This window comes from Janthinobacterium sp. PSRC1-1, assembly GCF_049897525.1.
In the GTDB taxonomy this organism is placed as follows: Bacteria; Pseudomonadota; Gammaproteobacteria; order Burkholderiales; family Burkholderiaceae_D; genus Janthinobacterium; species Janthinobacterium tructae.
The window spans coordinates 704,819-728,943 of sequence record NZ_JAFCWK010000001.1 but is presented as its reverse complement, the minus strand read 5'-3'; the positions used below and the strand labels follow the sequence as shown (position 1 = coordinate 728,943).

At 54.0% G+C, this 24,125-nt stretch carries 23 protein-coding genes and 1 pseudogene; 20 read left to right on the top strand and 4 right to left on the bottom strand.

Annotated elements, in window-relative coordinates; all coding sequences use genetic code 11:
- The first annotated feature begins 1 nt into the window (after position 1).
- From ACP7DW_RS03310 to ACP7DW_RS03255, 12 genes are all read left to right on the top strand, one after another.
- Positions 2-919, top strand: coding sequence for an NAD-dependent epimerase/dehydratase family protein (locus ACP7DW_RS03310; protein ID WP_426053423.1), 918 nt, complete (start codon positions 2-4; stop codon positions 917-919).
- Positions 916-2,292: an O-unit flippase-like protein gene (gene wzx, locus ACP7DW_RS03305; protein WP_426053424.1), complete on the top strand. Its 1,377-nt coding sequence runs from the start codon at positions 916-918 to the stop codon at positions 2,290-2,292. The genes ACP7DW_RS03310 and wzx overlap by 4 nt, the downstream gene beginning before the upstream one ends.
- 3 nt (positions 2,293-2,295) lie before the next feature.
- Positions 2,296-3,324 (top strand): glycosyltransferase family 2 protein, encoded by a 1,029-nt coding sequence (locus ACP7DW_RS03300; protein ID WP_426053425.1) that lies wholly within the window; start codon positions 2,296-2,298, stop codon positions 3,322-3,324.
- Positions 3,325-3,380: 56 nt separating this feature from the next.
- Positions 3,381-4,643 carry a glycosyltransferase family 4 protein gene (locus ACP7DW_RS03295; protein ID WP_426053426.1) on the top strand — a complete coding sequence of 421 codons (1,263 nt, stop codon included), beginning with the start codon at positions 3,381-3,383 and terminating at the stop codon, positions 4,641-4,643.
- Positions 4,636-5,328: an acyltransferase gene (locus tag ACP7DW_RS03290; RefSeq protein WP_426053427.1), complete on the top strand. Its 693-nt coding sequence runs from the start codon at positions 4,636-4,638 to the stop codon at positions 5,326-5,328. The genes ACP7DW_RS03295 and ACP7DW_RS03290 overlap by 8 nt, the downstream gene beginning before the upstream one ends.
- Positions 5,325-6,464: a glycosyltransferase family 4 protein gene (locus ACP7DW_RS03285; RefSeq protein ID WP_426053428.1), complete on the top strand. Its 1,140-nt coding sequence runs from the start codon at positions 5,325-5,327 to the stop codon at positions 6,462-6,464. Before ACP7DW_RS03290 ends, ACP7DW_RS03285 begins: the two co-directional genes overlap by 4 nt.
- Positions 6,465-6,521: 57 nt before the next feature.
- Positions 6,522-7,733 carry an O-antigen ligase family protein gene (locus ACP7DW_RS03280; protein ID WP_426053429.1) on the top strand — a complete coding sequence of 404 codons (1,212 nt, stop codon included), beginning with the start codon at positions 6,522-6,524 and terminating at the stop codon, positions 7,731-7,733.
- Between the two features lies 1 nt (position 7,734).
- On the top strand, positions 7,735-8,808 hold the full coding sequence (locus tag ACP7DW_RS03275; RefSeq protein WP_426053430.1) for a DUF1972 domain-containing protein: 1,074 nt from the start codon (positions 7,735-7,737) through the stop codon (positions 8,806-8,808).
- Entirely contained in the window at positions 8,792-9,769 is a 978-nt protein-coding gene (locus ACP7DW_RS03270; RefSeq protein ID WP_426053431.1) for a UDP-glucose 4-epimerase family protein, read from the top strand. Before ACP7DW_RS03275 ends, ACP7DW_RS03270 begins: the two co-directional genes overlap by 17 nt.
- Before the next feature lie 10 nt (positions 9,770-9,779).
- Complete coding sequence (locus ACP7DW_RS03265; RefSeq protein WP_426053432.1) at positions 9,780-10,340, top strand: sugar transferase; 561 nt, start codon at positions 9,780-9,782, stop codon at positions 10,338-10,340.
- Positions 10,341-10,440: 100 nt separating this feature from the next.
- On the top strand, positions 10,441-12,381 hold the full coding sequence (locus ACP7DW_RS03260; RefSeq protein WP_426053433.1) for a polysaccharide biosynthesis protein: 1,941 nt from the start codon (positions 10,441-10,443) through the stop codon (positions 12,379-12,381).
- Between the two features lie 380 nt (positions 12,382-12,761).
- Complete coding sequence (locus ACP7DW_RS03255; protein WP_426053434.1) at positions 12,762-14,000, top strand: lipopolysaccharide biosynthesis protein; 1,239 nt, start codon at positions 12,762-12,764, stop codon at positions 13,998-14,000.
- A gap of 255 nt (positions 14,001-14,255) precedes the next feature.
- Here the strand turns inward: ACP7DW_RS03255 and ACP7DW_RS03250 are convergent.
- Positions 14,256-15,165 (bottom strand): annotated as a pseudogene (locus tag ACP7DW_RS03250) (IS110 family transposase).
- 154 nt (positions 15,166-15,319) lie between these two features.
- On the bottom strand, positions 15,320-16,870 hold the full coding sequence (locus ACP7DW_RS03245) for a DEAD/DEAH box helicase (RefSeq protein WP_426053435.1): 1,551 nt from the start codon (positions 16,868-16,870) through the stop codon (positions 15,320-15,322).
- Between the two features lie 321 nt (positions 16,871-17,191).
- Between ACP7DW_RS03245 and ACP7DW_RS03240 the strand changes: the two genes are divergently transcribed.
- The 5 genes from ACP7DW_RS03240 to ACP7DW_RS03220 all read left to right on the top strand — a co-directional run bounded on the left by ACP7DW_RS03240 (position 17,192) and on the right by ACP7DW_RS03220 (position 20,613).
- Positions 17,192-17,440 (top strand): oxidoreductase-like domain-containing protein, encoded by a 249-nt coding sequence (locus ACP7DW_RS03240; RefSeq protein ID WP_426053436.1) that lies wholly within the window; start codon positions 17,192-17,194, stop codon positions 17,438-17,440.
- Between the two features lie 467 nt (positions 17,441-17,907).
- Positions 17,908-18,627, top strand: coding sequence for a Crp/Fnr family transcriptional regulator (locus ACP7DW_RS03235; RefSeq protein WP_426053909.1), 720 nt, complete (start codon positions 17,908-17,910; stop codon positions 18,625-18,627).
- A gap of 614 nt (positions 18,628-19,241) precedes the next feature.
- Positions 19,242-19,733, top strand: a complete 492-nt coding sequence (locus tag ACP7DW_RS03230; RefSeq protein WP_426053437.1) for a DUF4265 domain-containing protein — start codon at positions 19,242-19,244, stop codon at positions 19,731-19,733.
- 120 nt (positions 19,734-19,853) lie between these two features.
- Positions 19,854-20,150: a BPSL0067 family protein gene (locus ACP7DW_RS03225; RefSeq protein WP_426053438.1), complete on the top strand. Its 297-nt coding sequence runs from the start codon at positions 19,854-19,856 to the stop codon at positions 20,148-20,150.
- Positions 20,151-20,211: 61 nt separating this feature from the next.
- A complete protein-coding gene (locus ACP7DW_RS03220) occupies positions 20,212-20,613 on the top strand; it encodes an STY0301 family protein (RefSeq protein ID WP_426053439.1) in 402 nt (133 codons plus the stop codon).
- Between the two features lie 120 nt (positions 20,614-20,733).
- Here ACP7DW_RS03220 and ACP7DW_RS03215 read toward each other — a convergent pair whose 3' ends face one another.
- Complete coding sequence (locus ACP7DW_RS03215) at positions 20,734-21,564, bottom strand: pyridoxine 5'-phosphate synthase (RefSeq protein WP_426053440.1); 831 nt, start codon at positions 21,562-21,564, stop codon at positions 20,734-20,736.
- A 19-nt stretch (positions 21,565-21,583) separates the two neighbouring features.
- On the opposite strand from ACP7DW_RS03215, the gene ACP7DW_RS03210 reads away from it, so the two are divergent.
- Both ACP7DW_RS03210 and ACP7DW_RS03205 read left to right on the top strand, forming a co-directional pair.
- Positions 21,584-22,297: a YjjG family noncanonical pyrimidine nucleotidase gene (locus tag ACP7DW_RS03210; RefSeq protein WP_426053441.1), complete on the top strand. Its 714-nt coding sequence runs from the start codon at positions 21,584-21,586 to the stop codon at positions 22,295-22,297.
- 96 nt (positions 22,298-22,393) lie between these two features.
- Positions 22,394-22,870: a DUF2726 domain-containing protein gene (locus tag ACP7DW_RS03205; RefSeq protein ID WP_426053442.1), complete on the top strand. Its 477-nt coding sequence runs from the start codon at positions 22,394-22,396 to the stop codon at positions 22,868-22,870.
- Between the two features lie 16 nt (positions 22,871-22,886).
- Here the strand turns inward: ACP7DW_RS03205 and ACP7DW_RS03200 are convergent, their stop codons facing one another.
- Complete coding sequence (locus tag ACP7DW_RS03200; RefSeq protein WP_426053443.1) at positions 22,887-23,222, bottom strand: FKBP-type peptidyl-prolyl cis-trans isomerase; 336 nt, start codon at positions 23,220-23,222, stop codon at positions 22,887-22,889.
- Between the two features lie 129 nt (positions 23,223-23,351).
- Between ACP7DW_RS03200 and ACP7DW_RS03195 the strand changes: the two genes are divergently transcribed.
- Complete coding sequence (locus ACP7DW_RS03195) at positions 23,352-24,005, top strand: DUF6680 family protein (RefSeq protein ID WP_426053444.1); 654 nt, start codon at positions 23,352-23,354, stop codon at positions 24,003-24,005.
- Positions 24,006-24,125 lie beyond the last annotated feature (120 nt).

Sequence of the window (24,125 nt, the reverse complement as noted above, 5' to 3'; positions counted from 1 at the left end):
CGTGAAAGTATTTCTTACTGGCGCTACCGGTTTTATAGGCAGTCAGCTGGTCAAACGTCTGCTTGGCGATAATCACGAGGTTGCAATCCTGGTACGTCAGCACTCTGATCTCAGCGTATTGCATGACGCTTTACCAAAGATTAGCGTGCATATCCATGATGGCAGCTATCTCTCCTTATATGCGGCACTGGCGCAAACTCAGCCAGACGTCGTGTGTCACGTTGCCTCCTTGTTCCTGGCACAGCATAAACCGGAAGATGTGAGCCGCCTGATCGAGTCAAATCTCGGCATGCCGACACAGTTGCTTGAGGCCATGCAACAGCTGGGCCTGCGTCGCCTGATTAATACCGGCACCTCCTGGCAGCACTTTGAGGACGCTGCATACAACCCCGTTAACCTGTATGCGGCGACCAAACAAGCATTTGAGGATTTGTTGGCTTATTATGTATCGGCGCATGGTTTTCAGGCCATCACATTGAAGCTGTTCGACACTTACGGCCCCGGCGATACCCGTGCAAAATTGTTCAGCCTGTTGCGCAAGACGGCCCGCAACGGCGTCAACCTGCGCATGTCGCCGGGAGAGCAACTGCTCGACCTCGTGTACATCGATGACGTCCTCGATGCCTACCTTTTGGCCATGCACCGCCTCCCCTCGATTGGCGCAGCGGAATGCTATGCCGTCAGCAACCCCGAACGTCTGACATTGAAAGATCTGGTGCAGGTGTACGGCGCCGTCGTAGGCAAAGACCTGCAGATCGAATGGGGTGGCCTTCCCTACCGTCCACGTGAAACCATGCAACCGTGTACACATCAGCCACGCCTGCCAGGTTGGCAGCCACATATTACGTTGCAGCAAGGGATCGCACGCATGGAAGCCGCCCCCCTCATCGACGGCTTGCTGATCGGGCCGAGTAAATGAAAAAAGACATGCTCTGGGGCTATCTGTCTCAGTTTTTGCAGTACGGAGCAGCTTTGCTGATTCTGCCATTATTACTGAGAAAACTGAGTAGTGCCGAGCTAGGCATCTGGTATGTCTTCATGACGATATCGGCTCTGGTGACGATGCTCGACCTCGGATTCACGCCCACGCTTGCGCGCAATGTCAGTTATGTCCTGGGCGGCGCGAAACGCCTGCTCAAAGATGGTTTCGAGGTGCTGAGCACACCTTCCCCTGTCGACTATAGCCTGTTCAACGCCATCATTCACGCAGCACGGCACATCTTCATGGTATTGGCCGGCTGCGCCTTCGTCTTGCTGGCCACCCTGGGTAGCTGGTACATCGTGCATGTATCGCAAGGGCAGATCGCCGCGCAAGAAGTATTGCTTGCCTGGGGTGTGTTTGTTGTCGCTACAGTAATCAATCTGTATTACAAATACTATACGCCCTTGCTGCAAGGACGCGGCCTGTATTCCGCCTTCTACAAATCGAGTGCTCTGTCCAATCTCGGCTTCGTGATTGTCACGGCCATACTTTTGCAATGCGGACTGACCTTACTGGCGGTGGCTTTGGGATACCTTGTTTCGGCGCTCATCGGACGCTGGCTCAGCTGGTATTATTTTCACGACCAGTCTTTCCAGGCAGCCCTGCATCAGGCACCGGCCTCCAGCATCTCCACGCGTGATCTTTTCGGCATTCTCTGGCATAACGCCTGGCGCATGGGCCTTGGGGTTATCGGCGCCTTCCTGATACTAAGAGCCAATACCCTGCTATCGTCAGCCTATCTGGGCTTGGCCACCACCGCCGCGTATGCATTGACGCTGCAGGTCTATTCCGTCTTGCAAAATATGTCGATGGTTTTGTTCAATATCCAGCAACCTAAACTTGCGCAATACCGTGTTGCCAATGAACCCGAGGGCCTGCGTCATACAATTCAGCTAGGCATCGGCTATGCACTCGGGATCTTTCTCTGTGGCGCGGTCATCCTGGTGTGTTTTGGCCCGGCCATGATTAAATGGATCGGCGGTCAAACCGGACTGTTAGCATTCCCGCTACTGATATGGGTTGGGATCATGGTCCTGCTGGAATTGAACCATTCATTGGCCGCCAGCGTCATTGTCACCGGTAACCGTGTGCCATTTGTCAAACCAGCACTCATTTCTGGGGTGGCTATTGTTACGCTCTCGTGGCTAGGCCTGCGTTTTGGAGGAATGGGTCTGACGTGGCTTATTGCGAGTCAATTTACAGTACAACTCATCTATAACAATTGGAAATGGCCATACATGGTCTGGCTCGAACTGTATCGCAATAAAGCGTCGCCTGCGCCCTCCTCGCACCATCAAATGAAAGTGTAACGTTTGAACATACTTGATATTGAAGACCAGTTTGCCATTTGTGCAGATCGTCCTTCGTCACTCATCATTGATGGTGGCAAGCACATCATGCCAACACTGTCCATCATGATCCCGACCTATCGCCGACCAGGCATGCTGGCACAGGCGATTCGTTCGGTACTGGCCCAGACAAGCGATATCGACTTCGAAATCGTCGTGGTGGACAACGATCACTCGATGAGCGAGCAAATCGACGAACTGGTTCGTCAATTTGGCGATGCTCGTCTACGCCTGTTCCGCAACAGTGAGAACCTGGGCATGTTTGGCAATTGGAACCGCTGTATTGAACTGGCGCGCGGTGAATGGATTTCCATCCTCAACGACGACGATTTATTACATACGAACTTTGTCGACGAAATGTTTTCAGTGCTGGAGAAAAAACCTGCAATTAGCATGCTCTATTGTCGTTCCATTTTCATGGATGATCGCGGAAACTTTGCCAGAAAGCTCAAAAGCACGGTAAAACAGGGGCTGAAAAATATCAAGAATACCTGGCTGATGCCACGCCTGAGCACGATCCCCATTTCACACGTGTATATGGATGCGCCATCAAGCGCTCTCGGCCTCATTTTCAAGCGCAGCAATGCTATGGAGATCGGTGGCTATAAAGCGTCGGCCTTTCCCAGTTCGGACTACGTATTTTTCACGATGTATTTCCTGCGCTTTGGCGCTAGCAGGCTAAACAAGACCCTGGCTTATTACCGCATTCATGAAAATGAAACCGCCAACCCGAGTACCGGAGAAGGTTTTATCGCAAAAAATCTGCAATTACGCAGGAGCCTTGAACAGCATGTCAAGGCGCCACCTTCGCTGTTGCGCATTTATGCACAACTCTATGCGTTGACCACGATAAAACAATATAAAAGCTTCTGGAATATCGAGCTTGACCGGGACCGCCTGCGCCGTGAACACGGCCTGACGGAATTGCCAATCTTTCCGTTTTACCATTTTAGCAGGCTGGCATTGCGTCTGTGGCTGCTCGTTTCCCGGTAACCGGATCGCAGCCACATTGAAGTACGTTCAGCAATACCTTTATAAAAAATAAAATCATGACTTCCAAAATTTCGCAGAAGAAAAAGATACTGATTGCTGCCTACGCTATTTCTCCTTATTCAGGCTCGGAATTCGGCGTGGGGTGGAATTTTGTTTCCAAGTTAAGCGAATTCTATGACATTACCGTCATGTACGGCACCTCGGGAGTCTGCATGGGCAATCGCGATGCCATGCTCGCCTATCTGCAATCCCAGCCTGCGGATGGTGTCAAGTATGTCTACGTCGAGCCGAATGCACTGGTGCGCCTCTTCGACTGGATGAACCGTTCGGTGACGCCGCTGTTTTTCTCCTTTTCTTACATGTTATGGCAACGCCAAGTACTGGCAACTGCAAAAAAGTTGAAGAAAAATGAAGACTACAGCCTGGTACATCAGTTGAACACCATAGGTTTCCGTCATCCGGGTTTTTTGTGGAAACTCGACCTGCCATATGTATGGGGCCCGGTGGGCGGGAGTTCGGATTTAAACGATATCTTTTTCCCCATCCTCAGCAAAGGAAATTACCTGCGAAATAAGCTGCGTAACTGGACAAACCGGTATTTTCTGCGGCATTCCGCACGCGTCAGGAATGCCGCAACAGCTGCCAAGGCGGTTTTTTGCGCCACCTCGGCGGACCGCGACAATTTCAGGCGGTTTCTCAATGTGGATTGCCAGGTCATCCGCGAAAATTCGGTGCTGAACATAAAGGAAGCGATCAAGCCTACAGGTGCCCAGGTGCAGTTCGTCTGGGCCGGCAGCATCGACGAGCGCAAGGCATTGAATCTGCTGCTCAGTGCCCTCGATCAATTGCCGTCCCGTTCAGACTGGTGCTTGCACGTGATCGGTGACGGACCGATCAAATCCATGCTGCAGGCCAGGGCCGTGGCATCCGAGCTGGACAAGCAGATAGTCTGGCATGGCCAGGTCCAGCGCGAGGACGTGCTGCGCATCATGCGCGAAGCAGATGTGCACATCATGCCCTCGATCATGGACAGCAATCCGACTGTCTTGCTGGAAGCGTTTGAAATGGGCTTGCCAAGTATTGCTCTGGACCAATTTGGCGCGCACGACCTGATAACGGCAGAAACAGGCTTCAAAGTGCGCGTCAATACGCTGGAAGAAATCGTCGAACAATTGGCACAACATATAACCTTCTGTCTCGATAACCACGCCACCGTCGACCTCATGAAGACCAATGTCCTGCTCCGCCAAAAGGAATTACATTGGGATATCAGCCTTCGCCAGGTGCGCGACCTCTACGAAAAGGTATCACATGAGTGATTTTTTCTCGGCACTGGCCTCACGGGCGAGGAAGGAAAAATTCGCCATCGATCCGGACGTGCCTCGCTCCTACCTGCTGCGTTTTTTCTCGGCTAAGGTCATTGACCTCCTGCGGGGCGTGCTCGTCTTCCGGCGAATGAATGCGCGTATTTTTATCGGCAAGCAAGCCGAGATTTTGTGTTCATCGAAAATCAGTACGGGTCGCTTCATTAAATTCGCTTCCGGATGCTATGTAGATGCCCTGTCGCGCGATGGCATCAGGCTGGGTAACAATTTCTCCCTGGGGCGGGGGGCCTCCATTGAATGTACGGGTTCGCTGGCCACCTTAGGCATAGGTTTTTCTGCGGGCAATAATGTCGGCATTGGTTCCTTCAGTTTCCTGGGTTGTGCGGGTGGCATCAGCATTGGCGATGATACGATACTGGGAAATTTTGTCAGCATGCATTCCGAAAACCATAATTTCGAACGCCTTGATATCCCTATACGCCTGCAAGGCGTTACCCAGCAAGGCATACACATCGGGAAAAACTGCTGGATCGGCGCCAAAGCCACCATACTTGACGGCGCACGTATCGGCGACCACACCGTGATCGCCGCTGGTGCGGTCGTCACGGCGGGAGAATATGAAGGCAATGCCGTATATGGCGGTATTCCTGCGCGTAAACTGAAATCACTCATCGCATGACACAAGCTATTCCCATCCCTGGCGCGGACCACGCCAAAGTCGACCTGATTTTTTGTCATTTGTTAAATGATGCGTCGGGCAGTCCACGCGTCCTGCGCGGAACGATCAAGGCATTGGTGGACGATCCTGCGCGCGCCATGCTGTTTGTCGGCTCCCAGGGCCGCGGCGTGCTGGAAAAGTGCGGTATTCCCATCCGCCGCTATTGGTACCACCGCTCACAGTTTCGTATCATTACCCTGTGCAATCTGATACTCAGCCAGCTATTTCTGCTGTTTTCCTTGCTATGCGAGCGACAGATTGCCAAGGATGCCGTTATCTATGTGAATACCCTGCTTCCATTCGGCGGCGCACTGTATGGCAAGCTCACCGGACGTAAGGTCATCTATCACGTGCATGAGATTTCGATAGAACCGAAGCCGTTGCGCGTATTTTTATGCACTATCGCGCACATCAGCTCTGCCTATAACATTTATGTTTCAAAGTCGCATGCGGAGGCCTTGCCCATCGCTGGCGTGCCGTCCGTACAAATCTACAATGCGCTTGATGACGACTTCACGGCAATCGCTGCACAAGCCGTCTATCAGGCGCGCCACGACGGCATATTTACGGTGCTGATGCTGGCTTCGCTGCGCGACTATAAGGGCGTACCAGAAATGGTGGCGCTTGCCGCTGCGCTTGCCGACCGTGCGGATGTGCAATTTGAACTGGTTGTCAATGATGACCAGGCAGCCATCGATCAATATTTCGCCAATAAACCCGTCACGGCTAACCTGCGAGTTTATCCTCGCACGGACAATCCGGCCATGTTTTACCAACGCGCCGGCGTCCTGTTCAATCTCTCGCGCATCGACAGCTGGATTGAAACATTCGGCCTCACGGTGCTGGAAGGAATGGCATTTGGCATACCGGTACTGGTACCGCCAGTGGGCGGACCTGCAGAACTGGTTCACGATATGCAAGAAGGTTTTCTAGTCGATTCACGTGACTTCGCCATGTTAAAGCAAAGAACGCTCACCCTGGCAGACGATACGGCCCTGTGCGAATCCATGTCGGAAGCCGCACGTCGCAGAGCGGACAATTTTTCAAAAGAAAAATTTTCGCAGGCGCTCAGAAGCGTCATGCAAAAATTACAATAAAGCGCAACGCACTGGCCCAATCATAAGACGTGCCCTTCCAATATAACGGGAAATAGTTTGTTAATCAGTAAAATAATCCATACGCCACGTCGGATCGGTGAGCCGCCGCAATTCCTATTCTGGGGACTCCTGCTGTCTGTGCTTGGTCTCTTTTTCAGTTCTAACTATCTCAAGCTGGGCAGCCTGTTCCTGATGGGACTCTATATTTTTCTGCCCGTAAAAAAGATCCGGCGCTATCGTGGGGAAAAGCTCGAATTTTATTTGCTTTTACCATGCGTCATTGGTATTCTTTTTGCGTGGAAAAACCATCTCGCCGATGCGGTGCGGGATATTTTATTCTTTCTCATTCCATACATTTATTTTTTGGCAGGTAAAAGGTTTTTCAAGCAAGGCGGAAATATTCGGGCGTTGATTTTTGGCTACTCAAAAATATACTGCGTTATTTTCCTATTGCTTCTATGTTTCTTCTGGTATGAAATGGGATTCATAGGAGTATTGGAGATACGTGATTTTGTCAGCCCTGGCAGCTTCTTGCTGGTTTACTGTATCGTGCTGCTGTATGAAAAACGAAAATCCTGGCGGAATCTCTTGCATAACCCCTGGTTTATTGCCGTACACGCCGTCTTCCTCGCACAATTTTCACGCACTTATGTAATTATTCTGGCGGCATTTTTTTTTCTATCCGGAAAGAAAATATTGGACACCAAAATAATGTGGCGCGCCATCGCCTTTTTTGTCATCGCCGCACTCATCGCGGGAGCTTTTGGCTTGTATGATTTAATTGGCGAGACTCTGCATAAAGCCATATCTGAATTGCATTTCAATGACGATTGGACTCAGGAAGACATGGGCACCAGTTATCGTGCCTACGAGATTTTTGCCGCATTTAATGAATTTAAAAATTATAATTTTATCAATAAAGTATTTGGTGGTGGGTTTGGCGCCTTGGTGCATTTGGATTTTTCAGTCGTGCTGGGTGGTGGAGAGTATTCGGAAATTCCCTGGATGCACAATGGTTATCTTTACATTTTGATCAAGAGTGGATTGATCGGCATGCTGTGTTATCTCACTTTCCTGGTAAAAATATTCAAGCGTGCCAAGCACTGTGTCGATCCCCGTGGCAGAGTCATGATACTTGGCAGCATCGCAGGACTATTACTGTCCAATATGGTCATCTGCGGTATTTTCAGCAATGAATCCGTATTCTGTTACATCGTGTTAGGCTATTTCTCAAGTTTTCTTGCAACAAAAAAAACAGGTTTACATTAATATGAAAAAAATCGCTATCGTAGGTTCCGTCGGATTGCCAGCAAAATATGGAGGATGGGAAACACTTGTCGACCACCTGACGTCGCGCTTGTCCTCCTCCTTCGATTTCACCGTGTATTGCTGCGCCGAAAAATACCCGGAGAAACTGGCAACCTATAATGGCGCCAAGCTGGTCTACATCAACCTCGATGCCAACGGCATGCAAAGCATCATCTATGACCTGTGGTCGATACTGAAAGCTATCCGTTATGCCGATACGATCGTGGTCTTGGGGGTGTCCGGCTGCGTCTTTATGCCTGTGCTGAAACTCATATCGCGCAAAAAATTTGTCATCAATATTGATGGCCTGGAGTGGCGCCGCGCCAAATGGAGCGGTTTTGCCAAATGGTTCCTGAAACTATCGGAATCGGCCGCCGTACGCTATGCCGACCAGGTCGTGACCGACAACAAAGCGATTCAAGATTATGTCAAAACGCAATATGGACGCGATAGTGCATTGATCGCCTACGGTGGTGACCATGCCGTACGTCCACAGCGGGATGATGCCATTTTGGCAGCGTACGGACTCGATCGCTTGAAATACGCATTTAAAGTATGCCGTATCGAACCTGAAAACAATATCGACATGATTATCGAGGCATTCGCCAGCGCGCCCACGATGGATCTTGTCATTGTGGGAAACTGGGACAATAGCGAATATGGCACGCAATTACGGCAAAAATATGCCGGCATTACTCATTTACATTTACTCGACCCAATCTACGATCACACTATCCTCAATCAGCTACGCGCTGCCTGCCAAGTGTATGTCCACGGCCACAGCGCCGGCGGCACCAATCCATCCTTGGTCGAAGCGATGAGCCTTGGCTTGCCAGTGCTTGCCTATGGTTGCATCTTCAACCGCGAAACAACCAATCAGCAGGCTTGCTTTTTTGATACGTCAGCAGAATTAACTGAACTGCTGAACAACCTGGATGAGGCCAAACTGATGCTCTTGGGGCAGCAGATGAAACAATTGGCGGATCAATTGTATACATGGGACAGAATTTCGAGCGGCTATGCAAACATCTTTTAATCCCCGCAGTTTTCTCGTGACGGGTGCATCGGGCTTTGTCGGCAGGGCACTGACACAACACCTTGGCGCACAGGCCGGAACGCGTGTGGTGTGTGCGGCACGCAGCCACATCCCATGCGCGACGCCAAACATGTTGTTCTTCCAGTGCGGCGACGCGCTTGAAACACAGGACTGGCGCGCGGCGCTCAGCGGTGTGGAGGTCGTCATTCATCTTGCTGCCAGAGTCCATGTCATGCAAGAAACGGCAGCGTCTCCTGCGGACGAATTTCGTCGTACTAACGTACAAGGCAGCATCAATGTGGCCCGCCAGGCGGCAGATGCCGGCATCCGCAGATTCATCTTCATCAGTTCGTTAAAGGTGAATGGCGAGCAGACACTTCCTGGACGCCCTTTCCGGGCCAGTGATACTGCGAATCCACAAGACCCCTACGGCACGTCAAAACACGAAGCCGAACAAGCCCTGCTGGCCATTGGGCGCGAAACAGGCATGGAAATCGTGATTCTGCGTCCACCGCTAATCTATGGGCCTGGCGTGCGCGCTAATTTCGAACGTTTGATGCGTTTGGTACAGCGCGGTGTACCATTACCGTTTGGCGCCGTACACAATGCCCGCAGTATGGTTGCACTGGAGAATTTTGTTGATTTGATTGCGCTCAGCACATGGCATGCACAGGCAGCGGGCAAAATATTCCTTGTGTCTGATGACCACGATGTCAGCATTGCACAGTTACTGCGCATGTTGGCAAGCGGCATGAAAAAACATATTTGGCTGATCCCCATTCCTCCCAGCCTGATTGCGGCACTGGCGCGCCTGGCAGGAAAATCGATGGATGCGAGTCGGTTGCTTGACTCCTTGCAGGTTGATGTGAGCGATACCAAACGCACGTTGAACTGGCAGCCACCCTATACGATGCAGGACGCCATCAATAATACGGTGACTTCTTTTACTTCAAAACAATAAAAATACGCCAATGAAAAGACTATTTGATTTCGCCCTTTCGGCCGTGTTGCTGCTGGCCTTTGCCGTCCCTATTCTCATCGTCGCCATGCTCGTCAAGCTGACCTCCCCGGGACAAGCCATTTACTGGTCGGACCGGGTTGGGGTGCGCAACAAGATCTTCCGCATGCCAAAGTTCCGTACGATGCGTATAGACACACCTGCCGTAGCAACGCACTTGCTAAGTAATCCCGGGCAATTCCTCACGCCGATAGGCTCCTTCCTGCGAAAGTCCAGCCTTGACGAGTTACCGCAATTGTGGAGCATTCTGCGCGGCGACATGAGCTTTGTCGGCCCCCGTCCCGCCCTGTTCAACCAACAGGATTTGATCGCGTTACGGACAGAATACGGCATCGACCGCATACTGCCCGGCCTGACCGGCTGGGCACAGATCAATGGCCGCGACGAATTGCCGATCCCAGAAAAGGTCAAACTAGATCTGGCCTATATGCAGCAGCAGTCCTTTTTATTCGACTTGAAAATTATCGTCCTGACGGCACTCAAGGTAGTACGCCGTGATGGCGTCACGCATTGATGAGTTTTGCGTTGAAAACAGTATTATTTTTACAACATTACAACGGTATGCAGCAAAACTACCGCGGCCCTTATTCTTTCTAAAGTAATTATTCGTCAAAATGAAATTAATTATTGATTTGTCACGCTTTAAAAAACAGCTGATTGCTGTTACAGCTGATTTGATATTCCTGCCACTGACCTTTTGTCTGGCAATTATTTTTCGCTACGATGTCGTTAACCTGAACTTGTTCCTCAGCTATTTCTGGATCATCGTTGCGGCACCCATCGTCGCCATCCCCATCTTTATCAAAACTGGCCTGTACCGCGCCGTCATACGCTTCATCGATCAGAAAATCGTGTATGTAGTCGTTTTTGGTGTCACGCTGTCGGTCGCCGTTTTACTGGCATTGGCTGGGCTATTGACGCATATGGCAGGCATCTCGCGCGGCGTATTTGGCATTTACTGGGTGAGTGCATTGACCTACGTCGTGGCCAGCCGCTTTCTTGCACGGGGTGTGCTGCTGCACCAAATGGGACGTCGCCATACTCGCGTGGCCATCTATGGCGCAGGCAAAGCGGGTGTGCAATTGGCCAGCGCCTTGCGTGCTGGCCGCGAGTATCTGCCAGTGGCGTTCATCGATGATATGAAAGAAATGCGGGATGCAACTATTTCTGGCATCAAAGTACATCCCTCCGATGCGCTTGCCGACGTGATCGAAAAATATGGTGTGAACGAGATACTGCTGGCCATGCCTGCCTTGAATAAAGGCGAGCAGAAAAAAATCCTCAATAGCCTTGAACACTTAAAAGTGAAGATCAAGGTCACCCCGCCCGTTGAAAGCTTGGTCAGCGGCGAGTTGCGTGTGCAAGATGTCCGCGACATCGAGATTGAAGATTTACTGGGCCGTGACCAAGTATCGCCCGATCTGTCGCTGATATCCAGTTGCATTATCGGAAAATCCATCATGGTAACGGGCGCAGGTGGCTCCATCGGCTCCGAACTGTGTCGCCAGATCATCCGATTGAAACCTGCGCGCCTCGTCTTGCTGGACATGTCCGAATTTGCTCTTTATTCCATCAAGCAGGAGTTAAAAAGCATCAATGAGGGATATGAGTTGGGTGTCGACATACTCCCCTTCCTCGGCAGCGTGCTCGATACCGAAAAATGTCAGCGCATCTTGCAGTCCTTCTCGGTGGAGACGCTGTATCATGCGGCGGCCTACAAACATGTGCCGTTGGTAGAACATAACCCCATTGAGGGAGTACGTAACAATGTTTTCGGCACGCTCAGTATTGCCAAGGCGGCGATGGCGGCTCATGTCAAATATTTTGTCCTGATTTCCACGGACAAAGCAGTACGCCCAACCAATGTGATGGGCACGACCAAGCGCCTCGCAGAACTCATTTTGCAGGCCTTTACACGCGAACAGAACTCCACGCGCTTTTGCATGGTGCGTTTTGGCAATGTCCTGGGCTCGTCGGGTTCCGTCGTTCCATTGTTCCGCCGGCAGATTGAGGCCGGTGGTCCCATCACGCTGACGCATCCGGAAATCACACGCTATTTCATGACCATTCCAGAGGCCGCCCAACTTGTCCTGCAGGCCGGCGCAATGGGCACCGGCGGCGATGTGTTCGTTCTTGACATGGGCGAACCGGTGAAGATCATGGATCTGGCTGAACGCATGATCCATTTGAGTGGCCTGGAAGTGAAGAGCAAGTCGGCCCCAGACGGCATCGAAATACAGCATGTAGGTCTGCGGCCCGGAGAAAAGCTCTATGAAGAGTTATTGATTGGGGGCAATGTAGAAGGCACTGAGCATCCCCTCATTATGCGGGCAGAAGAGTCCGAAGTACCTTGGCAAGATTTGAAAAAGATCTTGGAAGAAATGGATCTTGCATGTATTAACTTCAATTTCGAGGCGCTACGCAATCTGCTGCTGCTGGCTGTTCACGAATATGTACCGCAATGTGGTATCGAAGACCTGATCTGGACGAAACAGCAACAGGCTACGCCACAAGATAAGTCGCCATCGCTCAGCGATACCAATTTTTTATCATGAACCGAGCGACTAACTGAAGACTGGATTGAATAAAAAGGGAAAGGGGAATGTATAGGTAGCGGAACAAGGAAGCTAACAAATTGTAACAAATACCTATTTTCACGTTCCCCATTATTGCCTATAATATTTTGTGAAAAAATCTGCTCTTTGAGAAAACGAACCTCGAAACAGAAAAATCAACATCATTGATCACCCTTGAAACCAAATGTTTTCACTCAATAGCAATCAACTTGCTCGTCAAGAATAGCAGTACCGAATACATGTCGTTCAGGAGACGGAATTTTCAGGTAGATCAAGCGATATGACACGCTAGCCCTTTGAAACGTCCTTATCCTTTTTATCTTAAAAGTGGCAAGCTAGAAAATTAAAAAAGAGAAATTATGGAAAAACATGACGAATTGAATGAAGCAGAATTTTACGTTGAAGATGATGACTTCAATTTGACAAATTTTCTGACTACCTTATGGAAATCACGTGCGGTTATCATGCCGATAACTGCTTTGGTAACGGTGCTCGGCACTTCCAGTGCCTTATTTTTTGGAAGATATCAAAGTGAGGGTTTTTTACAATTTGGCGGCGCCATTCCTGAAAAAAAAATAGAGAAAGACGGCAAAGAAATAAAAGAACAAGCGACCGGCATCGCTTTGGCTGACTACAAGCGTTATTCCTCAGCATTAAATACCAGCGAACGTTTTGCCGAATTTTCCAGGCAAAACAATATCGAAAATGATCCCGCCGTTATCTCTTTGAGTCAGACATTTTCCTCGCGCGGGGGAATTTCCAAGGTAATCGAACCGATCTTTCCATTCACCAAGCTTGATGCAAAAGAATTAATGAGCAGCACCAAGGATACCGACAACAATGTCATCGCCGTTTCCATCAACTACGCGGCCAAGACACCGGAAAGCGCACAACAAGCGGTGAGTTTGCTCGGACGATATACAGTCGACACTATTGTCTACATGATTTATACGGATATTTTACGCTTTAAAAATTCCGAAATTTCCGCTGCCATTACCAAGTTGGATAATAAGATCATTGAAAACAAGGAAAAGATCGACTCGTATCAGCGCAAAGGCATCAAGCTGAAGCAGATCGTTACACGCTATCCAGACGCTGCGAACCAGGCTTCCCGCCAACTTGTTTCAATCACCGAAGATACGGCGCGCTACCTTTCGCCGCTTAGCCAACTGATGACTAGCGAAGTCGAGATTACTGAAGCGAATGAAGCCATCTACAAGGCAAAGCGGGAACAGAAGCAATATATGATTCTTGCAGAGTATTACGATCGCGCAAAAGCATTGGCTGAGAGCACAAAATCTGGCGAAGCCATTCTGCGAGGACTGGAACCAATCAAGAAAACCGTTTTTAGCAACAAGGATATGGAAGACGAAACGATCAAAGAAGTATATAACCAAATCAGTGTCGATAATAGTTCAGCAATTAGTCTCTATCTGGAAAAAACACGGTTTATTGCTGGCCCTAGTCTGCCCAAAAATCGGACAACACGTACGTCAGTAGCCCTGTTAGGTAGCCTACTGGCAGGCTTGGGTATCTCTATGTTTTTCGTGCTCGGACGTCGTTGGTGGCAGAATAACCGTCAACTGCTGCAAGGCTGATTACGATAGCACACCCGGCGCCGGCAACGACTGGTTTGACAAGTAGGCTTGCTTAAATCTATCCGGCGTCTGATTGGAGAAAGTTCTCCGCGCCACGATGGGAGTCGCGCCTGTCGGTCCTGACAACCCGCTCGGCTTTCACAGCCGATTTTTTAGCCAGGGTATCCGGCAGGCCGGTGTGCCGTTCACGTCATCCAATGTCAGCAGTCGCAAAACCAGGTCGGTGTGCTGTAAAACGGTGAGTCTGGGAGGCCCTCATGTTGTCATGGGGGCCTCTTTTATTTCAAATTCGGTATGCTGGGCCGCGATGGCCCATGCCATGCGCGCCAGTTTGTTGGCCAGGGCGCACGCCACCACATTCGAGTGGCGACGCGTGGGCATGGAGCGGACCCATTGCGCCAGCTGTCCGCGTTGGCGCTCCAGTCTCTGCATGTAGGCCCGCGCGCACTGCACCAGCAGGCGCCGCAGATTCTTGTCGCCGCGCTTGCTGATGCCCAGCAACTTGTTTTTACCGCCGGTACTGTACTGGCGTGTCACCCGCCCGACGGCGGCGGCGAAGTCACGCCCGCAGCGGTAGTGCTTGCCGTCACCGACTTCGACGGTCAGCACGCTGGCGGTGATCGGTCCGATCAGCACTTGTACCAGCCGTGCTGGCAGGCGCTGTTCTGCCAGCACGGAAGGCAAGCGTTTGATCGCCGCGTGGCCGACGGGCAAGCTGATACCGCACTCCAGCAGAAAGCCGTGGAATTTGGTTGCTCGCCCTGACACGCTCGCGTACCAGCGATTCGCGCACGCGGTGCAGCGCCGAAAGCGTCTGTTGAGCCTCGTTCCTGGGCGTGACAAAACGCATGGAAGGACGGCTGGCCGCCTCGCAGATGGCTTCGGCATCGAGGAAGTCGTTCTTATTGCTCTTGACGAAGGGGCGCACGAACTGCGGCGAGATCAGCTTGACCTCATGGCCAAAGCCAGCCAGTTGCCGGGCGATGAAGCGCGCTCCTGCGCAGGCCTCCATGACGATGGTGCAGGGATGAAAAGTGGCGAGAAACGCGATCAGTTGTGGGCGGCTGAACCTCTTGCGCAGCAGTGTCTTACCTTGGCGATCCTGTCCGTGGACATGAAAGCTGTGTTTGCCGAGATCGATGCCGATGAGCATGACGCTTTCCATGATGGTCTCCTTCAGAAATGAAAACACCCTATAAGTTTAGTAACTTATAGGGTGGAGGATGACCATCTCATTACCCAAAAATCCGCAGTGAACTTGTTGGATTTCATTAATAATCAGGGACTGCTGCTACCCCAGTCAATCGCGAAAAAAAGCATCAACTCTTCAGCAAGCCACCCAACAACGCCGCCACCTTCTGCTTCGGCTTGGCAGCGACTGGCGCCATGCTGGCAGCAGCGGGAGCGGCGGCCTTGGCTGGTTCATACGGCTTCAGGAACCAGGGATCGGCTTTTTCGCGGCGGGCGCCGGGGCCAAAGGCGGGACGCGCACCACGCTCGGCGGAGCGGCTGTCGCGGCTGCTGTCGCCAGCATGGCGGCTCTCGGGTGCGCGCACGGGACGCGCCTCGCCACCTTCGGTGCGGCGCGGTGGACGGCGTTCGCTGTCGCTGCTGCGGGCGGGAGCCGGATTGAAGCCCGTCAATTCGCCACGCTTGATGCTTTGCTTGATGAGTTTCTCGATATCGACCAGCAAGCGCTCGTCTTTATCCGAATAGATCGAAATGGCGTCGCCCGAGGCGCCGGCGCGGCCCGTACGGCCGATACGGTGCACATAGTCTTCCGCGTTGTACGGCAAGTCGAAATTGATTACGCAAGGCAAGTCGGAAATATCCAGGCCGCGCGCCGCCACGTCGGTGGCGACCAGCACGTCGATCTCGCCCTTCTTGAACGCTTCCAGCGCCGCCATGCGCTCTTGCTGGCTCTTGTCGCCATGAATCGCCGTGGCGCTCATGCCTTCCTGCTCCAGCACGCGGGCCAGGCGCGAGGCGCCGATCTTGGTGTTCGAGAAGACGATGACCTGTTTCAGGTCGCGCTGGCGCAGCAGATGGGCGACCAGGGCATGCTTCTGGTCTTCCGTCACCTTGTACACCACCTGCGTGACCTTGTCGGCCGTCTGATTGCTGCGCGCCACTTCGATCGTCAGCGGATCGTTGAGGAAGGTGGCGGCCAACTTCTTGATTTCTGGCGAGAACGTGGCCGAGAACATCAGGTTCTGGCGCTGCTTCGGCAGCAAGTTGATGATGCGCTGCAAGTCCGGCAGGAAGCCCATGTCCAGCATGCGGTCGGCTTCATCCATGACCAGCATCTGCACCTGGCTCAGACTGATATTCTTTTGCTCGATATGGTCGAGCAAACGGCCTGGCGTGGCGATGACAATTTCCACGCCGCCGCGCAAGATGACCGTTTGCGGCTTCATGTCCATGCCGCCGAAAACGACCGTCGAACGCAGCGGCGTGTGCTTGGCGTAGGCCTTGACGTTTTCCGCCACCTGCACCGCCAGCTCACGCGTCGGCGTGAGGATCAGCGCGCGCACCGGATGGCGCGCCGGCGACATGCTGCTGCTGGCATGCGCCATCAGCAACTGGATGATCGGCAAGGAAAAACCGGCGGTCTTGCCGGTGCCCGTCTGCGCGGCGCCCATCACATCGCGCCCTTGCAGCACCACGGGAATGGCTTGCTCCTGGATCGGTGTCGGACGGGTGTAGCCCTGATCGGTCAATGCGCGCTGGATTTCAGGCGCAAGGCCAAAGTCGGCGAAAGTCAGGGTGGGGGCAGCGGATACTGCAGGTGCAGGTGCAGGTGCAGCGGCGGGCGCCGCTTCAGGGGCAATCGCCGGGCTGGGCGTAGGAGTCGATTCGGTTTCAGACATAAATTTTCTGGTGTGCCTCCGCACTGCGGAAGCCATGCTTTCTCAATAAACAACATTTCTGGGCACAGGCAGCTCCGTCTTGCAAGCCATGGATCATCGTTCTTGCGGCACCTCCGTGCTCCGGGACATGCTGTATGGCGTATGCGGGAGCGTCGAAGAGATGTGCTGCGATGGCGGCGGAGATCGCGCCGGCGGAACATCGCGCGCAGAAGATACAATATCAGTGCTGTAAACGATACCCTAATTCACCGCAACTGTACACGGAAACCGTGATTTTTGAGCAAAAAGCGTTCCAGCAACGGCACGCCGGAATGCCGTATCATGCCAGCTCCTATGCCAGCGCCACCGTCGCCTGCCTTCATCATGCCCACCGCGCCTTTGCCCCACGATCCGCAACCGCAAGCGCCCAGCAAGCCGGGCAATGACGAGTGTTGCCACAGCGGTTGCACCTTTTGCGTGCTGGAAATGTACCAGGAAGACCTGGCCGCCTACGAAGAGGCCCTGAGGGCGTGGCAGCAGCGCCAGCAAGCCGCCGCCCCAGGCATCAAGAAGCCGCGCAAACGCGCTTAATTTCTTACTTAAAAGCTTTTCCACTCATCCGCTGGCGCCACGGCAGCAGGCGTCTTGACGCGCGCGCGGCTCCCCCCATGGCGGTGCTGGCAACGTCAAGCACGCGCGTTTCATTCAGCGCCATGTCGGCATCCTGCACGGCCGGCATGGGCGCCGGTTCCCGGCGGCGGAAATCGCCGGGTTGCTTCCACGAGGAAAAGTACAGGAGCAAGCGTAGGAGTTGGATGACACGAGGCAATGTTCCTAGCCTACATAAGCGCGTCGGCTCATCCGATGCCCGTCCGCGCCCCCTGGCCCTATAGTGGATACAAGATTCAGCACAACGCTAGCAAGCCAGAAAAGCAGCGCCATCCAACAAAATCAGAAGACGAGGCCCTACCATGTACAAAGCTTATAGCAACCTGACCCCAGCAACGCATACCCACGCCGCAGCCCAGCACAACTGGCAAGCCGCGCCGGCAACACCCATGATCAGCATCACGGGCGCACAACAGAACGAATTGCTGCGCGCCTTGTCGCGCGCCGATCTGGAGCGCCTGTTTTGCCAGTTGGAACTGGTCGCTCTGCCTGCCGGCAAGCATCTGTTCGATTGCGGCGGCAAGATTGAATACACGTATTTCCCCACCAACGCCATCGTTTCCCTGTTGTATGTGATGGAAGACGGCGCCACCACCGAGATCGCCGTCATCGGCCGTGAAGGCGTCGCCGGCGTGGTGCTGTACGAAGCCGAGCGCGCCACCTGCACCGCCATCGTGCAGACGGCTGGCTACGGCTACCGCCTGAAAACGGCCTTCCTGCGCGAAGTATTCAATGAAGGCGGCGCGCTGGCGCAATTACTGATGCGCTACACCAGCGCCATGTTTGCGCAAATGGCACAGAATGTGGTGGGCGGCCGTCATTGCAGCATCGAACAAAAACTGTGCCGCTGGCTGCTGGACCGCCTCGACCGTTCGTTGTCGAACGAGCTGAAGGTGACGCAAGACACCATGGCCAACATGCTCGGCGTGCGCCGTGAAAGCGTCACAGTCACGGCGCGCAAGCTGCAGGACGAAGGCTTGATCCGGTACCGCCGCGGCACGGTCGAAGTGCTCGACCGCGAAGGCCTGGAAGCGGCAGCAGGCAATTGCTACAAGGCAGCGCGCGCCGGTTTCGAACAATTCCGTAACGGCATCAGCGCACATAACTAAGAGCCTATCCCAGTAGGGAGCGTCTTCTGCTGGCAGCGGATCAGGAGCGCGGACAAGGCGTGAGGAGGACGCGTGGCGAGCCACGCAACGACGATCAACGCAGTCCCCGCTTCTGAGGGGCGCCAGCAGGGGATGTATTCATCTACTGGGAGAGGCTCTAAGTAATCAGCGGCAATTCTTCAGCGCGAGCACGCTTCGGCGTGCTTTTTTCATTCCGGGGCGTTAACTCTGCTGCAAACCAGATGCCCCTCATCAGCAGCGGCAGTGGCGACCAGCCACCAGTGCGGCGTGCGATCTTCAAACGAGTGGTATTCGGGCGCAAACGCGGCCTGGCCTGGATCATCAAAACTGCCCACCAGCAAGGCACCGTCGGCGCGCCCGTGTGCTGCTGGCAATTTCGGCAGGAACAGCTATGCGGATTGCTGCCCTCGCCTGTCACCTCAAAGCGCACGGCGCCACAGAAGCAAGCGCCTGCCCGCATCACACTCTCCATTACGTCTCTTCGTTTGTATCGTTGCGTACCCTGCCAGCTGGCACGATCCCGGTACAATATTGCCATCAACCCCTACCAGGCGCACCTCGCATCGCAGCGCGCCGGCACTCTGAAAGAATCAATGGAAGACATCAATTGCGAAGGCTTGCCGCACATCCGCGTACTGGCAGGCGAAAACACCGACGGCCCCGTGTATGAAACCCTGCCGGCGCGTCAAATCGACGAGCACGTCTACGAACTGCTGGCCTCGCCAGGCCTGACCCTGAACCTGGCGCGCGGCGACATCGTCAGCATCGCCAACCCGCTCGCCCCCGCCGAAGTCTTAAAGCGCGGCGGCAACTTCTGCATCCAGATCTACGCCGACGACGTGCCGCAAGCAGCAGTGGACCAGCTCGAACGCGACGTGCAAAGCCAGCTGGGCGGCACACTGGACGGCCAGTACAAGGGCAACCTCACCTTCAGCGTGCCGGGACACCACGGCATCTACAACGTCAACGGTCCCTTCGACGCCTTCCGCACGGCGACAGGCGTGGAATGGTACTTCTCCAATATCTACGTCAACCTCGATGACGACGATGATGAAACCTTGCTCAACTGGTGGGTAGATATGTAAGCATGCCCGTGCGCCAGGCAGGGCCATGACACATGTCAATGCGCCGCTCTGGCACATATCAAGCTGCTGGCCCACGCCTTGCGTACGCTCTCTCTATCGTCAACCACAGAGAGAAACGCTATGCCTTACATCGCGCGTGCCGATTATGCGAAGCAAAAAGAAATGGTGGGAAATGGCGAGTGCGTTACCCTGGTCAGACACCTCGCTGGCGCCCGCGCCTCATCGCTTTGGCGCGAAGGAGACAAAGTGCCGGACCTGCTGGAAAAAGGCGGCATTGCGAAAGGCACGGTGATTGCCACCTTCGTCAACGGCCGCTATCAGAATCTGCGACAGGGCAACCATGCGGCGCTGTTCATCCGCCAGGTGCCTGGCGGCATTGAAATTTTCGACCAGTGGCGTAACCACACGCCCGCGTGATTCACTTTGGCCGTTCGGCGGCCGGGGCATCGAATCGCCCAGAACTCTATTCGGTGGTGGAATGAAGCCGCTCGCACTGCTGGCATTGCTCATCGCTGCCGCGGCGATACGGCCAGCTGCCGCAGCCCCCGTTGCGTCCGTTTCTTGCCCGCAAGCAGCTCCATCGACCTGGAACCTGCCAGCCGCCAGGCTCGACAGCGTGCGCGTGCTGTCCTATCCGGCGGATCAGCCGCAGACAGACGGTGAAGCCTTGCCTATCCTGGCTCCAGTCAGGGAATGGACACGCGCCGGCACCTTGTATCAACGCTGGGATATCAATTTTGATGCGCCCCAATATCTGTTTCAGGTGGACTGCCTGTATGCCGGTACCGAGCGCTACCTGCGCATGGCTTTGCCAGGCGTCAAACAGTGCGTCGCAGCCATTACACAGCGAACGAAAACAGTCAGCTTCCAGTGCAAATAGTGCGCTCGGTATCACTCATCAAGCCACTCCCCGCAGTTGCGTCAAACAGGCAAAAATCCATTCAGAAATGACTGGCAAGCAAGATCAGCAAGCGGCAAGCGCGTTCGATGTGCGGCTGCCCTACGATTGACATATCTCAAGGTAGCGGCCCAGCACCTTGTCCATGCCCAGCTCAAGACATTCGACCACCAGCGCATGGCCGATCGACACTTCCAGGATGCCGGGAATGTCCAGGAAACGCGCCAGGTTGTGCAAATCGAGGTCATGCCCGGCATTCACGCCCAGGCCCAGCGCCTGCGCCCGCCGCGCCGCCTGCAGATACGTTTCAAACACTGCATCGGCCTGCGTGCCGCCATAGCTCTCGGCAAACCGCTCCGTGTATAGCTCGACCCGCGCCGCCCCCACTTCGCGCGCCCATTCCAGCGCCGGATAATCGGCATCGACAAACAGGCTGACGCGGATGCCCAGCTCATTCAATTGCGCAATGGCGGGACGCAGCAGCGCGGCGTGCTGTTCGATGTCCCAGCCGTGGTCGGACGTCAGCTGCCCCGGCATATCGGGCACCAAGGTGCATTGCGCGGGGCGGGCGCTTTTCACCACCTCCAAAAATTCCGCCGCCGGATAGCCCTCCACATTCAGCTCGCATCCGCGCTCCGCGCACAGGCGCTGCAACGGGGCAACATCATCGTAGCGCGCATGGCGCTGGTCCGGACGCGGATGCAAGGTGATGCCGGCGGCGCCCAGATCGAGAAAGCGCGCGGAAAACGCCAGCAGGTCCGGGAAGTTGCGGCCGCGCGAGTTGCGCAGCAAGGCGATTTTATTGACGTTGACGGAGAGCTGGGTCTTGGAAGGAATGGAGTGAAAGTGACGGTTCTGGCAGCGATTGTAGCGGATCGCCCGCGCAAGGCACAGCCAACCGAACTCGGCACTACGTGCTACGATGCAAGACAAGTTCCTTTCAATACATACCATGACCTACCAGCTATTCCTGTTTGACCTGGATGATACCCTGCTCGATTTCAGGGCGTCCGAAAAACGCTCGTTCCTGCACACCATGCACGAACTGGGCTTGCGCGACAGCATCGACGCGCTGTTCACCCAGTACCAGGCGATCAACGTCGACCTGTGGAAACGTTTCGAAATGGGCACCGTGAGCAAGGACTTCCTGAAGGTGGAGCGTTTCCGCAAGACATTTGCGCTGAACGGCATCGCCATCGAGCCGGAACTGGCCAGCCGTTTGTATCTGGAATCGCTGCCGGACACGGTCGTGCTCATCGATGGCGCCAGGCAAGTGTGTGAAACGCTGTCGCGCATCGGCGAAGTGGGCATCATCACCAACGGCGTCGAGTCCATCCAGAACCGCCGCATCGCCGCCTCCGGCCTGAGCGACTACATTTCCTTCGTCGCCACCTCCGAAGCATGCGGCCACGCCAAGCCGGACGTGCGCTTCTTCGAATACGCCGCCAACATGGCGCGCGCATTCCGCAAAGATACAAGCATCATCATCGGCGACCGCCTGGACGCCGACATCCTCGGCGCCAACCGCTACGGCATCGACAGTTGCTGGTTCAACCCGGACAACATGGCCAATACCTCGGCCGCCATCCCCACTTGTGAAGTGGCCAGCCTGCATGACATCGTGCCGGCGCTGGACCTGATGCAAGTCAAGCTGAAGCAGGCTTGATCTTCCACAAGCGCAGCGCCTGAAATACGCCGGCAGCGGCACGAAACACGCCGCTGTTCGCGTACCATCAGGACTCGTCCATCCTGATGCCAGCCCATGCCCTCCTACACCGTCCTGATCGCCATTGCGGCCTTGATCCTGTTCTTGGCCATGCTGGCCGTGCGCGTAAACGCGAAGTCCCGTGCACCGCTGCGACTGCACAGAAAACCCGTCATGACGGCGCGCGAGCGGCAAATGTACCACCTGCTGCAAACGGCCTTGCCGGAATGCACGGTGCTGGCGCAAGTGGCGTTTTCCGCACTGGTGACGGCGAAAGGATGGGCCAACAGAAACCGTTTCGACCGCAAGGTGGCCGATTTTGTGCTGTGCAGCCAGCAGCTGAATGTCCTCGCCGTCATCGAACTCGACGACAGCAGCCACGCCGGACGCGAACGCGAAGACAAGGAGCGCGACGACATGCTCAGGCTGGCAGGTTATGTCACCCTACGCTATGCAAACTTCCCCACCCAGCAGGCGCTGCGCGCCGATGTCGAGCAACTGCTGCTGAAAAAAGCCGGCGTCGTATCTGCCTGATGACACGATCCATACATCAATCGCGCGTCAGCACTTCCAGCAACTCAATCTCGAAGATCAAATTGGAATGCGGCGGTATCAAACCCACCTGCCGCTCGCCATACGCCAGATGCGCCGGCACCCACAGCTTGCGCGTGCCACCGACCTGCATGCCGTGCAAACCCAGAATCCAGCCCTGGATGACCTTGTTATTGCTCAACACACAGCGAAAAGGCTCGCTCCGCTTGTGGGACGAGTCGAATTCCGTGCCATCCTCCAGCCAGCCCCGGTAATGCGCCGTGATCAGCGCGCCACGCGCCGCCGCCTTGCCGTCACCCACCACGATATCGTCAATCTTCACTTCAGCCGTCATCTCGTTTCATCCTTCATCTGTCGCCAAGCGGCACATTACGTCAAGTTTTCAGGTTACAAGATACGTCAATAATATGTATTTCATGATAACGTTGGGTTTAAGGAATACATCAATAAAAGGGAAGCGAAGATGCCATATGAACTGAAAATTAAAATAACAACCCCGCTCATGACCGGAGTGCTTCTAACTGTAGCATTGGCAGCTGTGGCCGTTGGAGTCTATTACGACAAGGTAAAGATGACTGATTTTGCCATTCTCATGGCCACCTTGGTCGGTCCTATTATCGCCGTTCAGATTCAAGCTGGGCGCGAGGAGCAGCGTTCTAATCAACAACAAGGCGAGAAAAAAGAGAGTGAAGTGCGGGAGCGTCAGCTTCTGATTTTCCGCCACATGATAACATTTCGATCTACCCCTCTAAATCAGTATTTCATACAGGCGTGGAGTTTGGTTCCGCTTGATTTTCATGGTGTGTCGCCTGTAATTTCTGCGTGGAAGCACTATTTTTCCTGCGTAAACAAAACGCCCCCAGAGGTTGTATCGATTGAGGCCACCAGTGATGCTCGGGTTGAACTTCTACGTGTGATGGGAGAGCATCTCGGTTACCATTTTTCCGCTCAAGAATTAAAGTATGAAGCTTATCTAGCCCAGGCGCATGTCGACGAAATGACTCAGCGTGCTGAGATTTTTTCAGAAGTTCACAAAATTCTTACCGATAAAAAAGCGCTTCCAGTATTAAATATTTACCCAAATAATCACATTCCAAATTCCAATCTACCGCCATGAACATAATAACTACCCCGCACATCGATATGCGCCATTACTAAAACCTCGCCCGTATTGGCAATACATAGACCCGGTCCGGCCGACAAAGACCGTCGCCGAGCAGCACGACAAAATTATCGG

Bases quoted from the DNA above. Each gene is read 5' to 3' on its own strand.
- wzx (WP_426053424.1), top strand. From the start codon at position 916: ATGAAAAAAGACATGCTCTGGGGCTATCTGTCTCAGTTTTTGCAGTAC.
- ACP7DW_RS03295 (WP_426053426.1), top strand. From the start codon at position 3,381: ATGACTTCCAAAATTTCGCAGAAGAAAAAGATACTGATTGCTGCCTAC.
- ACP7DW_RS03290 (WP_426053427.1), top strand. From the start codon at position 4,636: ATGAGTGATTTTTTCTCGGCACTGGCCTCACGGGCGAGGAAGGAAAAA.
- ACP7DW_RS03285 (WP_426053428.1), top strand. From the start codon at position 5,325: ATGACACAAGCTATTCCCATCCCTGGCGCGGACCACGCCAAAGTCGAC.
- ACP7DW_RS03275 (WP_426053430.1), top strand. From the start codon at position 7,735: ATGAAAAAAATCGCTATCGTAGGTTCCGTCGGATTGCCAGCAAAATAT.
- ACP7DW_RS03270 (WP_426053431.1), top strand. From the start codon at position 8,792: ATGCAAACATCTTTTAATCCCCGCAGTTTTCTCGTGACGGGTGCATCG.
- ACP7DW_RS03265 (WP_426053432.1), top strand. From the start codon at position 9,780: ATGAAAAGACTATTTGATTTCGCCCTTTCGGCCGTGTTGCTGCTGGCC.
- ACP7DW_RS03260 (WP_426053433.1), top strand. From the start codon at position 10,441: ATGAAATTAATTATTGATTTGTCACGCTTTAAAAAACAGCTGATTGCT.
- ACP7DW_RS03255 (WP_426053434.1), top strand. From the start codon at position 12,762: ATGGAAAAACATGACGAATTGAATGAAGCAGAATTTTACGTTGAAGAT.
- ACP7DW_RS03245 (WP_426053435.1), bottom strand. From the start codon at position 16,870: ATGTCTGAAACCGAATCGACTCCTACGCCCAGCCCGGCGATTGCCCCT.
- ACP7DW_RS03240 (WP_426053436.1), top strand. From the start codon at position 17,192: ATGCCAGCTCCTATGCCAGCGCCACCGTCGCCTGCCTTCATCATGCCC.
- ACP7DW_RS03235 (WP_426053909.1), top strand. From the start codon at position 17,908: ATGATCAGCATCACGGGCGCACAACAGAACGAATTGCTGCGCGCCTTG.
- ACP7DW_RS03230 (WP_426053437.1), top strand. From the start codon at position 19,242: ATGGAAGACATCAATTGCGAAGGCTTGCCGCACATCCGCGTACTGGCA.
- ACP7DW_RS03225 (WP_426053438.1), top strand. From the start codon at position 19,854: ATGCCTTACATCGCGCGTGCCGATTATGCGAAGCAAAAAGAAATGGTG.
- ACP7DW_RS03220 (WP_426053439.1), top strand. From the start codon at position 20,212: ATGAAGCCGCTCGCACTGCTGGCATTGCTCATCGCTGCCGCGGCGATA.
- ACP7DW_RS03210 (WP_426053441.1), top strand. From the start codon at position 21,584: ATGACCTACCAGCTATTCCTGTTTGACCTGGATGATACCCTGCTCGAT.
- ACP7DW_RS03205 (WP_426053442.1), top strand. From the start codon at position 22,394: ATGCCCTCCTACACCGTCCTGATCGCCATTGCGGCCTTGATCCTGTTC.
- ACP7DW_RS03200 (WP_426053443.1), bottom strand. From the start codon at position 23,222: ATGACGGCTGAAGTGAAGATTGACGATATCGTGGTGGGTGACGGCAAG.
- ACP7DW_RS03195 (WP_426053444.1), top strand. From the start codon at position 23,352: ATGCCATATGAACTGAAAATTAAAATAACAACCCCGCTCATGACCGGA.